General features: G+C 67.8%; 12 protein-coding genes. 11 read left to right on the plus strand and 1 reads right to left on the minus strand.

Going from position 1 to position 15,134, the window contains the following annotated elements:
* Positions 1–224: 224 nt before the first annotated feature.
* From DZG09_RS05460 to DZG09_RS05500, 9 genes are all read left to right on the plus strand, one after another.
* On the plus strand, positions 225–3,137 hold the full coding sequence (locus DZG09_RS05460) for a hypothetical protein (RefSeq protein ID WP_162893171.1): 2,913 nt from the start codon (positions 225–227) through the stop codon (positions 3,135–3,137).
* A 185-nt stretch (positions 3,138–3,322) separates the two neighbouring features.
* The gene (locus DZG09_RS05465) at positions 3,323–4,603 is read left to right on the plus strand and encodes an MFS transporter (protein ID WP_119696638.1); all 1,281 of its coding nucleotides are present in this window, start codon (positions 3,323–3,325) and stop codon (positions 4,601–4,603) included.
* A gap of 176 nt (positions 4,604–4,779) precedes the next feature.
* The gene (locus DZG09_RS05470) at positions 4,780–5,247 is read left to right on the plus strand and encodes a hypothetical protein (protein WP_119696639.1); all 468 of its coding nucleotides are present in this window, start codon (positions 4,780–4,782) and stop codon (positions 5,245–5,247) included.
* 160 nt (positions 5,248–5,407) lie between these two features.
* The gene (locus DZG09_RS05475; RefSeq protein ID WP_119696640.1) at positions 5,408–6,058 is read left to right on the plus strand and encodes a spermidine/putrescine ABC transporter substrate-binding protein; all 651 of its coding nucleotides are present in this window, start codon (positions 5,408–5,410) and stop codon (positions 6,056–6,058) included.
* A 278-nt stretch (positions 6,059–6,336) separates the two neighbouring features.
* Positions 6,337–6,705 carry a 30S ribosomal protein S12 gene (rpsL, locus tag DZG09_RS05480; protein ID WP_119696641.1) on the plus strand — a complete coding sequence of 123 codons (369 nt, stop codon included), beginning with the start codon at positions 6,337–6,339 and terminating at the stop codon, positions 6,703–6,705.
* Positions 6,706–6,710: 5 nt separating this feature from the next.
* A complete protein-coding gene (gene rpsG, locus DZG09_RS05485) occupies positions 6,711–7,181 on the plus strand; it encodes a 30S ribosomal protein S7 (RefSeq protein ID WP_087054868.1) in 471 nt (156 codons plus the stop codon).
* Positions 7,182–7,275: 94 nt separating this feature from the next.
* Positions 7,276–9,390 (plus strand): elongation factor G, encoded by a 2,115-nt coding sequence (gene fusA / locus DZG09_RS05490; protein WP_119696642.1) that lies wholly within the window; start codon positions 7,276–7,278, stop codon positions 9,388–9,390.
* Positions 9,391–9,547: 157 nt separating this feature from the next.
* Complete coding sequence (gene tuf / locus DZG09_RS05495) at positions 9,548–10,741, plus strand: elongation factor Tu (protein ID WP_119696643.1); 1,194 nt, start codon at positions 9,548–9,550, stop codon at positions 10,739–10,741.
* 193 nt (positions 10,742–10,934) lie between these two features.
* Positions 10,935–12,146 (plus strand): MFS transporter, encoded by a 1,212-nt coding sequence (locus tag DZG09_RS05500; RefSeq protein ID WP_205529071.1) that lies wholly within the window; start codon positions 10,935–10,937, stop codon positions 12,144–12,146.
* 190 nt (positions 12,147–12,336) lie between these two features.
* Here the strand turns inward: DZG09_RS05500 and DZG09_RS05505 are convergent, their stop codons facing one another.
* Entirely contained in the window at positions 12,337–13,641 is a 1,305-nt protein-coding gene (locus tag DZG09_RS05505) for a UDP-glucose dehydrogenase family protein (RefSeq protein WP_119696644.1), read from the minus strand.
* Positions 13,642–14,155: 514 nt separating this feature from the next.
* On the opposite strand from DZG09_RS05505, the gene rpsJ reads away from it, so the two are divergent.
* Both rpsJ and rplC read left to right on the plus strand, forming a co-directional pair.
* On the plus strand, positions 14,156–14,464 hold the full coding sequence (rpsJ, locus tag DZG09_RS05510) for a 30S ribosomal protein S10 (protein WP_087054872.1): 309 nt from the start codon (positions 14,156–14,158) through the stop codon (positions 14,462–14,464).
* An 8-nt stretch (positions 14,465–14,472) separates the two neighbouring features.
* Positions 14,473–15,132, plus strand: coding sequence for a 50S ribosomal protein L3 (rplC, locus tag DZG09_RS05515; RefSeq protein WP_119696645.1), 660 nt, complete (start codon positions 14,473–14,475; stop codon positions 15,130–15,132).
* Positions 15,133–15,134 lie beyond the last annotated feature (2 nt).

Below are 15,134 nucleotides of genomic sequence, written 5' to 3' on the forward strand. Positions count from 1 at the left end.
CGAGGCGAACGGATGACGGAGATGCGGCGCGACGCGCTCGTCACAGGGGATATCGACTCTCTGTGAGGAGTGCGGGAGATGAGTGACGCCATGACGGGCGAGAACGACCTGAAGCTCGTCAGCGTCGTTCAGGTGGGGTGCCGGCGGAACGGTCGCACGAGGGTCGGAGGCTTCCGATAATGTGTGGGATTGTCACGCCGATATACCTGGGGGAGCACGCTGACATGAGAGAACCGACAGGCGTCGCGCCGGAAGACGATCACGGGCGCAGCGCCCCGGATGTCCCTTCCGGGGGAAGGCCGGATGGGTGGGCTGCGGAGACAGCCGGAACGGATGGGGCTCGTACCGCTGGACACGAAGCGCCCGCGCCGCCTGTCGGCACCGAGACCAGGGCGGTGCCGCCCGCGCCGGGGCTGCCCGCCGGCTACGGGCTGCCGGAAGCGCATCCGGCGCCCGGATACGACGGGCAGGGCGGTCAGCCGGGCTGGGCGGGTTCACCGCGGCAGCCTCAGCCGTCGCCGCTGGCCGCGAAGGAGCCGTGGGTCGCCGCGCTCGTCCACTCGAGTCTGGGGCTGGCCGGAGCCGCCGCCGCGAGCGTCGTCATCGTGGTGCTCGGCGTGATCGGTGTGCAGTTCACCGGAGACGACGATATCGCCGCGGCGGTCGCGTCGCAGTGGTTCCCGATGATCGTGCAGTTCCTCGGGGCCGGCTTCCTCGGCTCCTTCGGCACCACGGTGTCGGCGATGGGCTTCACGGTGTCGGCGAGCCTGTTCTTCGTCCCCTTCGTCGTTCCGGTCTGCGCGGTGCTCGCCGTTCTGCTCTTCGGCAGGCGGGCAGCCGGGACGCTGCACGTGTCGACGCTTTGGCGAGCCGTGACAGCGACGATCGCCGGCGCAGGCTTCGCAATGGTCGTGCTCGTGCTGCAGCTGGCTGCGCCGATCTCGGTGGTGGTGCCGGAGGCGCCGGGCGTGAGCATCCGTGCGATCAGCGCGTGGAGCATCCTCCTCGGCATCGTCATCGTCGCCGCGGCGACGTTCGTGTCGCTGAGCCCGCGCGGTGCGACGCGCAGCAGGTGGCGCTCCGGGGCGCTGCAGGCGATCGAGCACCTCGGCGGGTTCGGCGCGGTCCTCGCGGTCGCGGTGCTCGTCGTCGCCATGATCGACTCCGGGGGCGAAGCGGGAGGTCTGCTGCTGTTCGCACCCGCACTGCTGCCGCTGCTGGCGGCCGATGCGACTGCGCTCGGCGCGTTCTCCACCGTGTTCGCCACGGCGCAGGGCGACATCGACTCCTACCTGCCCGTCGACGTGCCGTCGGCGAGCCTCACGGTGTTCTCCGACGTCCTCCCCCTCGGGCTGCGCATCGCCGTGCCCGTGCTCGCACTCGTCGCGATCGCGGTCGCGAGCGTGCGCTGGCGCGTCCGCCGTGGCGCGGCCACCGATCCGGTGAACTGGTTCGTGCTGCCCGCCGGGTACGCGGCGTTCGGCATCGTCGTCATGATCGCCGGCCGGATCTCCGGAAGCGGCAGCATCGGAAGCGACGGGGCGGGTCTCGCAGGCCTGTTCGGCGGCGGGGGAATGGCAGGAATGTCCTTCGGCATCGCACCGGCGGCATGGACGTTCGTGCTGTTCGCCGTGTTCGGCGTCGCCGTCGAAGCCCTCGCCCGTCTCGTCGTGCCGCGGGCGGCGCGCTCGATGCCGCTCGGGCTGCTCAAGGCACTCACCTTCGGCGCGACCGCCGCGCCGGCCACGGGGCATGCACCCGCGGCCCAGGCGCCGGCATGGCATCAGTTCGCGCAGGGCGGCCGGCCCGCACAGGGCACGGTGCCCCCGCCTCCCGGTGAGGTGCCGCCGCCTCCGCTCGGCGTGAACGTGCCGCCGAGGCCGCCCGCTCCTGGTGAAGCGGTTCCCGCTGGGGGAGCGGGTGCCGGTGCCGAACCGATGCAATCGCCCGTCGGCGCATCGCCAGCTGCTGCCCCGACCTCCGCCCAGACGCAGGAGACAGACGATCCCTTCCACGACCTGCTCAGCGGCGACGAGAGCCAGCGCGAGCCATTGGGCCGCGGAGCCAAGACCGCTTGGCTGGTCGGCGGGCTGTCCGTGCTCGGCATCGTCGTCCTGATTGTCGCCGGACTGCTCGTACGCGGCTACTTCGCCGGCACGCAGTACTCACCGCAGGCGAAGGTCGAGAACTACCTGCAGGCGATCGTCGACGGAAACGCGTCAGATGCCCTGGAGCTGTGGGAGCCGAACGTCACCTCGGCGGAGCGCGTGCTGCTCACGGACGAGGTCTACGCCGCCGCCGAGAACCGCCCGACCGCGTTCGAGATCGGCACGGTCACCGAGATCGATGGCGGCGCATCGATCGCGGCGACCCTCACGGTCGACAGCAAGAGATACGACGTGTCGTTCGAACTCGAGAAGGCTGGCTCCGCCGCCGTTGTGTTCGACGACTGGAAGATCGTGTCGGGACCGGAGCAGACCGTCAGGATCGGCGATGTGTCGCAGGTCGTCCAGGTCAACGGTGTCGGCGTCGACCTCTCGGAGATCGCGGTCACCGAGTTCGCCGACGAGAACGATCACCAATGGTCGGAACTGACCGACATCCCCGTCCTGCCGGGCGACTACACCTTCACCGCGCCGGAGGCGGACGGCCTGTTCACCTACGGCGATGACCAGGTGGCGACGGCACTGCCGAACGCCGACTTCCAGACGGGCTGGGAGCAGCTGGAGGCACCGCAGTTCGCCTCGTTCACCGTGAAATGGACGGACGATGCGCAGCAGCAGGCCATCGACCAGGTGCAGGCACGCATCGACGAATGCATGAAGTCCGACCAGTTCGTGCCGAAGCTGTGCCAGAACTCGCTGGTCATGAACGATCCGTCGTTCATGGCGATCACGAGCATCACGCGCTCGTGGGAGCAGGAGCCCACGCTCACCTTCGAGAACCTCGAGGGCCGACCGGTGGTGGCCGTCGAAGGCGGTGAGCTGCGCATCGACTACAAGGAGCGGTACAGCGAGGACGACGCCTGGGAGCCGGACTACGACACCAGCAGCTCGCCGTTCGGATGGTCGGGGCTGGAAGTTCCCGTCTCCGCGAACGACGACGGCGAGGTCGAGGTCGATCTCTCGGTCTTCTGAATCGTGGGGCCCGGGGCGCGTGCGCCTGGTTCCACCCGGACGAGTCGGCAGGGCATTCGGAGCGAGCCCGTCGCGAAGGTGGGCGGCGCGCCGCCCACCCGTGCGGCGAGGCGCCCACGCGGCGGCGGCGCGGCGCGTTACGCTCGCCGCGTGGGCATACAGACTCGCCGTGAGGAGTGCATGAGATGAGTGACGCCAAGGGCGACGACAACGACCCGACGACCGGCGAGCCCATCGAGGCCGCCGACCGTCCGGACGACGGCGCCGCGGAAGCCCGACTTCCGCAGGAACCGGCCGCGCACACCCCGGATGACGACCAGCGCCAGGGCGCCGCAGCGGACGCGACAGCGCCCGATGCGACCGCGGAACCCGCGAACGGCCAGGCTCCAGGGGCCGAGCAGACGCTGAGCGGGCAGACGCCGGATGATGCGGATGCCGCCCCTGCGGAGCGGTCCGAAGGATCCGACGCAGACCACTCGGCAGATCCGGCCGCGAGCACCGCGCCGGACACCGCCGTGTACGATCTCGACGACGATGCGCCGTCCGGCGACGCCGCGACGAAGCCCACGGCATCCGGGGCCGACGCCCCTGTCGGCGGCGCGAGCACGACCGATCCCGCCCCGACGTCGGAGGACACCGAGGCTATCGGCTCCGAGGGGGCGGACGAGCCCGACTACGCCGCGCTCGCCGCGGAGCTCGAGGAGTTCGAGGCGCGGCAGGGTGGTGCGGCGGGTGCGGCGCCTCCTGCGCACACGGCGCCGACGGCCGTCGGCAGCGGCTGGTTCGAGGAGGCGCCGGAGACGTTCAAGGCCACGGAGCCCGACGACGCCCCCACCGAGGTCGTCGACCCGGTCGAGGGGGCAAAGCCGGCCGTTGTGCCGAACGAGCCGGCCGCGTACGCCGCTCCCGCACCGGAAGCGGTGATCACGGAGAGCTACGAACCGCCGCGCAAGCGGGGCAACCGCGTCGCCGCGCTGCTGATCGGCGTCCCCGCGACGATCGCGTTCACGATCCTGTACGCGCTGGTCGATCTCGCCTACGGCTGGTTCCAGAACGAAGTGGCGCCGGAGTCGCTCGTCGCCGACCTGCTCGAGCGCATCGCGGAGCCGGCGTTCTGGGTGCCCGTCGTCGTGTTCTTCCTCGCGTTCTGGCTTGTGGGCGTCATCGTCAACCGTGCCAGCGCCGGCTGGTGGGTCGTGTTCGGCTTCCTGGTCGCCGCGGTGTCGTACGCCGGGTTCGTCGTGGCGCCGGTTCTCACCTACCCGTTCTGGATGATCACTCCCGGCGCCGCGAACGAGCAGATGCAGTCTCTGCTGCTGAATCCCGTCGCGATCGGTGTGTTCATCATCGCCCGCGAGGTGACGGTGTGGTTCGGCGCGTGGGTCGCGGGGCGCGGGCGCAAGATGAAGCGTCTCAACGCCGACGACCGCGCGGAGTACGAGAAGGCGATCGCCGAAGACGAGTGATTCGGCGGGGCCGGGCCGTGATGCCGCAGAGTCGGCCCGTCGCGTCGGCTCGGCCGAGCGGGTGCCGAGCCGCGATGGTGCGCCGAGAGCCGGTCGGTCGTTCCGTCCGACGGGCTCCGCGAGCAGCATCCAGGGCCCGGGGGCGCTCGGGCGGCGCGTGAAGGAGGGACGACCGGATGAGCAGCCAGCGCATCAGCCCAGCCGTGGCGACGGCCTTCTCATCGGCGGCATACGGAGCGCTGCTGGTGTGCGTGACGGGGTTCGTCTCGCTGTGGACGGACTCTCCCGTGCTCGGTTCCTCGCACATCAGCGTGGTGCCCGCGATGCTCGCCGGCGTCGTCGCCGTTCTCGCCTTCGCCGGGATGCTGCTGCGGTCGCTGCGGGATGCGCGTCCGAAGTACCCCGCGGCCGCCCTCGTCGCGCTCGTCTCCGGTCTCGCCCACATCGTCTCGCTGTGGATGCTCGCTGTGGCCTTCGGTGAGGGCGCTGTCGCCGCGACGGCGGCCGTCGGTGCGTCGGTCACGGGCTGGGCGTCGCTGTCCTTCGTCCTCGTCGCCGCCGTGTGCGCGTGGAGCGGCGTCGCACTGCGTCGCACCCGCGCCGATCGACCCCGCTGGCCATGGGAGCGCCGCGACGACGAGTGACCGCGCCCGCTGCCGAGATGCGCCGATATCGTCGAGATGCGCACGTTCCGACGCTTCTCGGACGAAAAGTGCGCATCTCGTGAGCCGGCGGTCGGGTCGCAATGATCGGAATCCCACCGATCTCCCCGCAATCGGCGCCGGATGTGCCTACCCTGGTGAGGTGGAGCGCTCGCTGGAGACGCAGGTCAGCCAGGCTGTTGATGCCTGGCTGCGCTGGCTGCCGCGCTGGGAGCCGGCCACCCACCGCGGTCGTGTCGCTCCGTGCAAGCGCTGTCTCGGCTCCCCCGTCCTCGAGGCGGCGGGGCTGGGCTCTGACGTGCCGCACGGCGTGCAGCACGGGCTGTCCACCAGGGTGAAGACGATCATCGATCGTCGCGTCGCCCGCTATACGGAGCTGAACCTCCCCATGCTGCAGGCGGAGCTCGACCAGCAGACGGCCCGCAACCGGGCCCGCAGCTATCGCCCGGACGAGGGGCTCGAACCGGAGCACGAGGGCATGCCGCTGGACCCGGAACCGGTGCCGGGGGCACCGTTCCTGTTCACGATCGAAGGGTTCGCGACCGAAGCGGCTGCCGATGTGCCGAGCCTTCCGCCACTGTCGGAGGAGGCGAAGGCCGCGCTGCGGCAGGAAGTCGCGCTCGCCGACGACTACGCGAACATGGTCGGCCGCGAGGTGTGCCAGCTGCTGGCGGAGCACCGGATGCGCGTTCAGCGAGCCGTCTCGAAGTTCGTCGAGCCGCAGGTCGAGAACATGCTCTCAGAGCTCACGCAGTCGCTCGACGCCCCCTTCGACCCCCGCGACTTCCACTAGGTTGTGTCGGCGTACACCCATCTGGCGCGTCGGCAGTGCATTGCTTTTGACCCGGCGTGTCATTCCGCGTAATATGAATAGGCGTGCGCTTGAGCGCGCCCAACTCCGTGCCCCGGTGCGGCCACGGGCGCTGGGCGCCGCATCGGGACCGGGTTGCGAACAGCCCACCCCCACGGCATACCCGCCACGTTCCAATCACACCGGGCTTCCCGGGGTCCAGACGGGTCTTACGTGAAACTTCACGAGCTGTCACCGTGCAGCACTGACAAGGAGAACTAGTGCCAACTATTCAGCAGTTGGTTCGCAAGGGGCGCCAGTCGAAGAAGACTTCGACGAAGGCGCCTGCTCTGAAGGCGAACCCACAGCAGGCCGGGGTGTGCACCCGCGTGTACACCACCACCCCGAAGAAGCCGAACTCGGCGATGCGCAAGGTCGCTCGTGTGAAGCTGCGCAACGGCACGGAGGTCACGGCCTACATCCCCGGTGAGGGCCACAACCTCCAGGAGCACTCGCTGGTGCTCGTCCGCGGTGGTCGTGTCAAGGACCTCCCCGGTGTCCGTTACAAGATCGTCCGCGGTGCTCTCGACACCCAGGCCGTCAAGAACCGTGGCCAGGCTCGCAGCCGCTACGGCGCGAAGAAGGGCTGACCGCAATGCCACGCAAGGGACCCGCTCCGAAGCGTCCGGTCGTCAACGACCCGGTCTACGGCGCTCCGATCGTCACGCAGCTCGTCAACAAGATCCTCGTCGACGGCAAGAAGTCGCTCGCCGAATCGATCGTGTACGGCGCGCTGCAGGGCGTCGAGGCCAAGAGCGGGCAGGACGCCGTTCCCACGCTCAAGAAGGCGCTCGACAACGTCCGCCCGACCCTCGAGGTCCGCAGTCGCCGCGTCGGCGGCTCGACCTACCAGGTGCCGGTCGAGGTCAAGCCGCACCGCGCGAACACCCTCGCGCTGCGCTGGCTCGTGAGCTACGCCAAGGGTCGTCGTGAGAAGACGATGACCGAGCGTCTCATGAACGAGATCCTCGACGCCTCGAACGGCCTCGGTGCCGCGGTCAAGCGCCGCGAAGACACCCACAAGATGGCCGAGTCGAACCGCGCCTTCGCGCACTACCGCTGGTAACCAGCTGTTCACGCAGGTTCCGGATGATCGGAGCCACCGATCATCCGGAACCTGCCTGGAATTTTTCAGCCCTCCTACACGTAAGGACACGCCCGTGGCACAAGACGTGCTCACCGACCTCAAGAAGGTCCGCAACATCGGCATCATGGCGCACATCGATGCCGGCAAGACGACGACGACCGAGCGCATCCTGTTCTACACGGGTGTGAACCACAAGATCGGCGAGACCCACGACGGTGGCGCGACGACTGACTGGATGGAGCAGGAGCAGGAGCGCGGCATCACGATCACGTCCGCCGCCGTGACGTGCTTCTGGGACGACAACCAGATCAACATCATCGACACCCCGGGTCACGTCGACTTCACCGTCGAGGTGGAGCGCTCGCTCCGCGTGCTCGACGGCGCTGTTGCCGTCTTCGACGGCAAGGAGGGCGTTGAGCCGCAGTCCGAGACGGTGTGGCGCCAGGCCGACAAGTACAACGTGCCCCGCATCTGCTTCGTCAACAAGATGGACAAGCTGGGCGCCGACTTCTACTTCACGGTCGACACCATCATCAACCGCCTGAAGGCGACCCCGCTCGTGATGCAGCTGCCGATCGGCGCTGAGAACGACTTCGTCGGCGTCGTCGATCTGCTGCACATGAAGGCGCTGGTCTGGCCGGGCGACGCCAAGGGCGATGTGACCATGGGTGCCGCGTACGAGACGCAGGAGATCCCCGCCGACCTCCAGGCCAAGGCCGAGGAGTACCGCCAGAAGCTGGTCGAGGCCGTCGCCGAGACGGACGACGAGCTGATGGAGAAGTTCTTCGGCGGCGAGGAGCTCACTCTCGACGAACTGAAGGGCGGCATCCGCAAGCTCACGATCGCGGGCGACGCGTACCCGGTGTTCTGCGGTTCGGCGTTCAAGAACCGCGGCGTGCAGCCGATGCTCGACGCGGTCGTCGACTTCCTGCCGGCTCCGGTCGACGTTCCGGCCATCGAGGCGCACGACCCGAAGGACGAGGAGAAGATCATCGAGCGTCACTCCGACGCCGAGGAGCCCTTCGCCGCGCTCGCCTTCAAGGTCGTCTCGCACCCGTTCTTCGGTCGCCTGACCTACGTGCGCGTGTACTCGGGCCACCTCGACTCGGGCGCACAGATCATCAACTCGACCAAGGGCAAGAAGGAGCGCATCGGGAAGATCTTCCAGATGCACGCCAACAAGGAGAACCCTGTCGAGTCGGTCACCGCCGGTCACATCTATGCGGTCATCGGCCTCAAGGACACCACGACGGGCGACACGCTGTGCGACCCGAACTCGCAGGTCGTGCTCGAGTCGATGACGTTCCCGGAGCCGGTGATCGAGGTCGCCATCGAGCCGAAGACCAAGGCCGACCAGGAGAAGCTCGGCGTCGCCATCCAGAAGATGGCGGAAGAGGACCCGACGTTCCGCGTCGAGAACAACGCCGAGACCGGTCAGACCACGGTCAAGGGCATGGGCGAGCTGCACCTCGACATCATCGTCGATCGCATCAAGCGCGAGTTCCGCGTCGAGGCGAACGTCGGCAAGCCCCAGGTGGCGTACCGCGAGACGATCCGCAAGGCCGTCGACCGCCACGACTACACGCACAAGAAGCAGACCGGTGGTTCCGGCCAGTTCGCGAAGATCCAGTTCAAGATCGAGCCGCTCGAGGTCGAGGGCGACAAGATCTACGAGTTCGTGAACTCCGTCACCGGCGGTCGCATCCCGCGCGAGTACATCCCGTCGATCGATGCCGGTTTCCAGGACGCCATGAACGTCGGCATCCTCGCCGGCTACCCCATGGTGGGCGTGAAGGCGACGCTGAACGACGGCCAGTCGCACGATGTCGACTCTTCGGAGATGGCGTTCAAGATCGCCGGATCGATGGGCTTCAAGGAAGCCATCCAGAAGGCCGGCCCCGTGCTGCTCGAGCCGCTCATGGCGGTCGAGGTGCGTACTCCTGAGGAGTACATGGGCGATGTCATCGGCGACCTGAACTCGCGCCGCGGTCAGGTGCAGTCGATGGAGGACGGCCAGGGCGTGAAGGTCGTCTCGGCCCTCGTTCCGCTCTCGAGCATGTTCGGCTACATCGGTGATCTGCGCTCTAAGACCTCGGGTCGTGCGGTCTACTCGATGGAGTTCCACAGCTACGCCGAGGTTCCGAAGGCCGTCGCCGACGAGATCATCCAGAAGGGCAAGGGCGAGTAAGCTCGCCAGCCCCTTTGGTCAACGGGTGGGCCGTTCGTATGATGGCCCACCTGCGAAAACTTCACACTGACTGTCTATTAGACTGAAATCACCCATGTAGCAGGCCGGTCGCAATCCGGTGCCCGGTGCTGTTACTCGACCGTCCTAGGAGGACATAGTGGCTAAGGCCAAGTTCGAGCGGACCAAGCCGCACGTCAACATCGGTACGATCGGGCACGTCGACCACGGTAAGACGACGCTGACTGCCGCGATCTCGAAGGTGCTTGCGGAGAAGTTCCCGTCGGATGTCAACGTGCTGCGCGACTTCGGCTCGATCGACTCGGCTCCTGAGGAGCGCCAGCGCGGCATCACGATCAACATCTCGCACGTCGAGTACGAGACCGAGAAGCGTCACTACGCGCACGTCGACGCCCCGGGCCACGCTGACTACATCAAGAACATGATCACGGGTGCCGCCCAGATGGACGGCGCAATCCTCGTGGTCGCTGCGACTGATGGTCCGATGGCTCAGACGCGTGAGCACGTCCTTCTCGCCAAGCAGGTCGGCGTTCCCTACCTGCTCGTCGCCCTGAACAAGTGCGACATGGTCGACGACGAGGAGATCCTGGAGCTCGTCGAGCTCGAGGTGCGCGAACTGCTGTCGTCGCAGGACTTCGACGGCGACAACGCTCCCGTCGTGCAGGTCTCGGGCTACCAGGCGCTCCAGGGCGAGGAGAAGTGGGTCAACTCGATCCTCGAGCTCATGGAGGCGGTCGACAACTCGATCCCCGACCCGGTGCGCGACCGCGACAAGCCGTTCCTGATGCCGATCGAGGACGTCTTCACGATCACTGGTCGTGGCACGGTCGTCACGGGCCGCGCCGAGCGCGGTACCCTCGCGATCAACTCGGAGGTCGAGATCGTCGGCATCCGCGACACCCAGAAGACCACGGTCACGGGTATCGAGATGTTCCACAAGCAGCTCGACGAGGCATGGGCCGGCGAGAACTGCGGTCTGCTGCTTCGCGGTCTGAAGCGTGAGGACGTCGAGCGCGGCCAGGTCGTCGTGAAGCCGGGTTCGGTTACGCCGCACACCAACTTCAGCGGCACCGCCTACATCCTCTCGAAGGACGAGGGCGGCCGTCACAACCCGTTCTACACGAACTACCGCCCGCAGTTCTACTTCCGCACCACGGACGTCACGGGCGTCATCACGCTGCCCGAGGGCACCGAGATGGTCATGCCGGGCGACACCACTGACATGACGGTCGAGCTGATCCAGCCGATCGCCATGGAGGACGGTCTCGGCTTCGCGATCCGTGAGGGCGGCCGTACCGTCGGCGCCGGCACGGTGACCAGCATCATCAAGTGATCATCTGATTGCTGCGAAGGGCCCGAGCATCATGCTCGGGCCCTTTTCGCATGCTATGACGCCCTGAGACGAGGTTCGCGAGATGCGCGCTTCTTCGACATCCGGGCGTCAGAACCGGCGCATTTCGACGAGGAGTGCGCATCTCGGCAGCGGTGTGTGTCAGGGATCCGTGAGAATGGGGAGGATGCGGGAGATGTCGGGGCGGTCCGGGTCGGTGTGGCGTGCTCCTGGCATGCGGGCGCTGCTGGCGATGTCGGTGCTCGGGTTCGCGGGGTACGCGATGCTGCTGCCGACGGTTCCGCTGTGGGCACGGAGCGGTGGAGCGGACGAGGCGGGCGCGGGGCTCGTGAACGCCGTGCTGATGCTGGCGACGGTCGTTGTGCAGACGACCGTGCCGTGGGCGCTGCGCACGATCGGGTGGCGCGCCACGATGATCTCGGGAATGCTGCTGCTCGGAGCGCCGTCGGTGCTGTTCATCCTCACGGACGCGCTCTGGGGGATCCTGGCGCTCTCTGCGGTGCGCGGTGCCGGTTTCGCCGTGCTCACCGTGTGCGGGGCGAGCGCTGTGGCGCACCTCGTGGCGGAATCCCACCGCGGCCGCGCGATCGGGGTCTACGGACTGTCGATCGCCGTCCCACAGTTCTTCCTGATGCCGGTGTCGGCCTGGATCGCCGAATCCGTCGGTTTCCGCGTCGTGTTCGCGCTCGGATGTCTGCCGGTGCTCGCTGTGCCGTTCGTCGTGCTGCTCGGCGCCCGTATTCATCGAGGCGACGACGCGACTGCGGAAGGCGGCTGCTCCGCGGACGCGGTCGGGAGAGGAGGCGTCCTTCTCTCACTGGCGGTACCGGCGCTGGTGCTGCTTGCGATCACCGCTCCGGGTGGTGCGATCCTCTCCTTTGCGCCCCAGTTCGGATACGCGGCGCTCACGGTCGTCGTCGGACTCTTCGCCTTCACCGGTGTGGCGGCCTTCACCCGATGGCTTGCCGGCGGACTCGCCGATCAGTTCGGACCCCACCGATTCATCCCGCCGCTGCTGTTGATCGGCGGGATCGGCCTCGCTGTCGCCGCGTGGGCCGTGGCCGCGCCGGATCGCAGCCCGGTTGCACTCGTCGGCGGCATGGTGCTCACGGGCGCCGCGTACGGCGCGCTGCAGAACCTCACCCTCGTCGTGTCCTTCGCCGTGGTGCCGAACCGGCTCCGCGACGTCGCGAGCACGATATGGAACATCGGGTTCGACACCGGCACGGGGCTCGGGTCGCTCGCCATCGGGTTCATCGCCGCCGGAACGAGCTTCACCATGGGGCTGGCGGTGACCGCGGCGTTCTGCCTGGTGGTTGCGATCGTCTACGCGCTTCGCCTCGTGAGCCTGCGCCGCCGGGCCCGCGAAACGCCGCCGACGTTCTGATGCGCCGCCCACACTCCATCCGGACACCGCGAACCCGCAAACGCAAGCTCGCGAGATGCGCACTTTCGCGACACCTGGGTGTCAAAACCGGCGCATCTCGACGAGAAGTGCGCATCTCGGCAGCCACCGGCCCGGGCGCCACCGCAGCTGCGACGGTGACAACGCAGCGATGCACGTGCTCAGGAGCGAATCAGGCGCGGCCCATGGCTCGGTAGGTCCAGCCGGCGGAGCGCCATGCGGCGGGATCGAGGACGTTGCGGCCGTCGAAGATCGAGCGGCGGGCGACGAGCTCCGCGGTCTGCTCGGGATCGAGGTCGCGGAACTGACGCCATTCCGTGACGAGCACGACGGCCTCTGCCCCGGTCAGGGCGGACTCGAGCGAGTCGGCGTAGCCGAGCTGCGGATGCGTCCGCGACGCGTTCGGGATCGCCTCGGGGTCGTAGGCGACGACTTCGGCGCCGAGTTCGTGCAGGCGGGTGGCGACCTCGAGCGCGGGCGAGTCGCGGATGTCGTCGCTGTCGGGTTTGAACGCCAGACCGAGCACGGAGATGCTACGACCCGTCACGTCGCCGTCGAAGGACTCCGCGACGATGTCGACGAGGCGCCGCCTGCGGCGCAGGTTGATCTGGTCGACCTGCTTGAGGAACGCGATCGATTCGCCGTTGCCGATCTCCTCGGCACGGGCGGCGAACGCTCTGATGTCTTTGGGAAGGCAGCCTCCGCCGAACCCGACGCCGGCATTGAGGAACTTGCGGCCGATTCTGTCGTCATGCCCGATCGCGTCGGCGAGTGTGGTCACGTCGGCGCCTGTCGTCTCGGCGATCTCCGCCATCGCATTGATGAAGGAGATCTTCGTGGCGAGGAACGCGTTCGCTGAGACCTTCACGAGCTCTGCCGTCGCGTAGTCGGTGACGATTCGCGGAGTGCCGCGCTCGACGATCGAGACGTACACCTCGTCGAGCAGCGCGACGTCCTCGTCGTGCGTCGCGTCCGCGACGCCATAGACCAGTCGGTCGGGGTCGACGGTGTCCTTCACCGCGTAGCCCTCGCGCAGGAACTCGGGATTCCACGCCAGGTGCGCTCCGGTGTCGGCGATCTCGACCGCGAGGCGCGATGCCGTGCCCACCGGAACGGTCGACTTGCCTACGACGAGCACACCGGGGCGCAGGTGCGGCACCAGCGAGGCGACTGCGGCGTCGACGTACGTCATGTCGGCTCCGCCGCCCGAGCTGCTCTGCGGTGTGCCGACACCGATGAAGTGCACGGCGGCGTCGGCGGCGTCGGCATAGTCTGTCGAGAAGCGCAGACGGCCGGATGCGAGACCCGCCTGGAGAGTCTCCGCGAGGCCTGGCTCGAAGAACGGAGTCTCGCCTCCCGAGAGCTTCGCCACCTTGGCCTCGTCTACGTCGATTCCGACGACGTCGTGTCCGAGCGATGCCATGGCTGCCGCATGTACGGCGCCCAGGTAGCCGCATCCGATGACCGAGATTCGCATCCGTTCTCCTTCTGGTCCCACACGGGCGCACGCGTGCGCGGCGTACCTCCGACAACGATACGTGGTCTTGGCGAGGTGATCGGTCCGTCGGCCACGGTGTGCGAGGAAGGGACCGGATGTCGCGACGCGCGACAAGGGAGACCCGCACGATGACGGGGCTCAGAGCGCGACACGCCCGGGTTGCAGGAAACCCGGGATCGATGGCAGAATAAACAGGTTCGACATTCTTGTGCCCACTCCGGTGCCGGCACAGGATCACTGCCAGGGCAGTGCATAGGCGGCGAGGGTTCCTTCAGAACCGCGCGACGAGTCTAGGCCGCGGGCAGCAGGACGATCCACAACCACTTTCGAGCGCGATCCGTCGTGCCCTGGAAGCGGTAGGGCGCTGTACAGCGTCCGGCTGACAGCAGAACAGCGGTGCGAACGCGTACAGCGCGGCACGTGCCAGGCATACGAACCGTGTGCCGATGTGCGTCCAATGCCCTCGAGGTACGACGCGAGAAAGAGAGTGAACATGGCGGGACAGAAGATCCGCATTCGCCTGAAGTCGTATGACCACGCCGGTCTCGACTCCTCGGCGCGCAAGATCGTCGACACGGTCACGCGGGCAGGCGCCCAGGTCGTGGGCCCGGTGCCCCTTCCTACTGAGAAGAACGTGGTGGCGGTCATCCGCTCGCCCCACAAGTACAAGGACAGCCGCGAGCACTTTGAGATGCGCACGCACAAGCGTCTCATCGACATCGTCGACCCGACGCCGAAGGCCGTCGACTCGCTCATGCGTCTCGACCTCCCGGCTGACGTCAACATCGAGATCAAGCTCTGAGGTTCGACATGGCTGACATCAACACAAAGACTTCGAAGGGTCTGCTCGGCACCAAGGTCGGCATGACTCAGGTCTGGAACGAAAACGGCAAGCTCATCCCGGTCACCGTGATCGAGGTTGCTCCGAACGTCGTGACCCAGGTTCGCACTCCCGAGAAGGACGGCTACAACGCCATCCAGATCGCTGCCGGCGCCATCGACCCGCGCAAGGTCACGAAGCCGCTCGCCGCCCACTTCGAGGCAGCCGGTGTGACTCCGCGTCGCCGCCTCACGGAGATCCGCACCGCTGACGCTGCCGAGTACGCACTCGGCCAGGAGCTCACGGCCGACGGAACCTTCGAGGCCGGCCAGCTGGTCGACGTCGTCGGGACGAGCAAGGGCAAGGGCACCGCAGGTGTCATGAAGCGCCACAACTTCGCAGGTGTCGGTGCATCGCACGGTGCGCACCGCAACCACCGCAAGCCCGGCTCCATCGGTGGCGCGGCGACTCCGGGCCGCGTGTTCAAGGGCATGCGCATGGCTGGCCGTATGGGCCACGAGCGCGTGACCGTCCTCAACCTCACGGTGCACGCCGTCGACGCCGAGAAGGGTCTGCTGCTCGTCAAGGGCGCCGTTCCCGGCCCGCGCGGCCGCGCCGTGTACGTCCGCAACGCTGTGAAGGGGGCCTGAGT

Origin of the sequence: Microbacterium halotolerans, from assembly GCF_003569805.1 — a bacterium.
GTDB lineage: Bacteria > Actinomycetota > Actinomycetes > Actinomycetales > Microbacteriaceae > Microbacterium > Microbacterium halotolerans.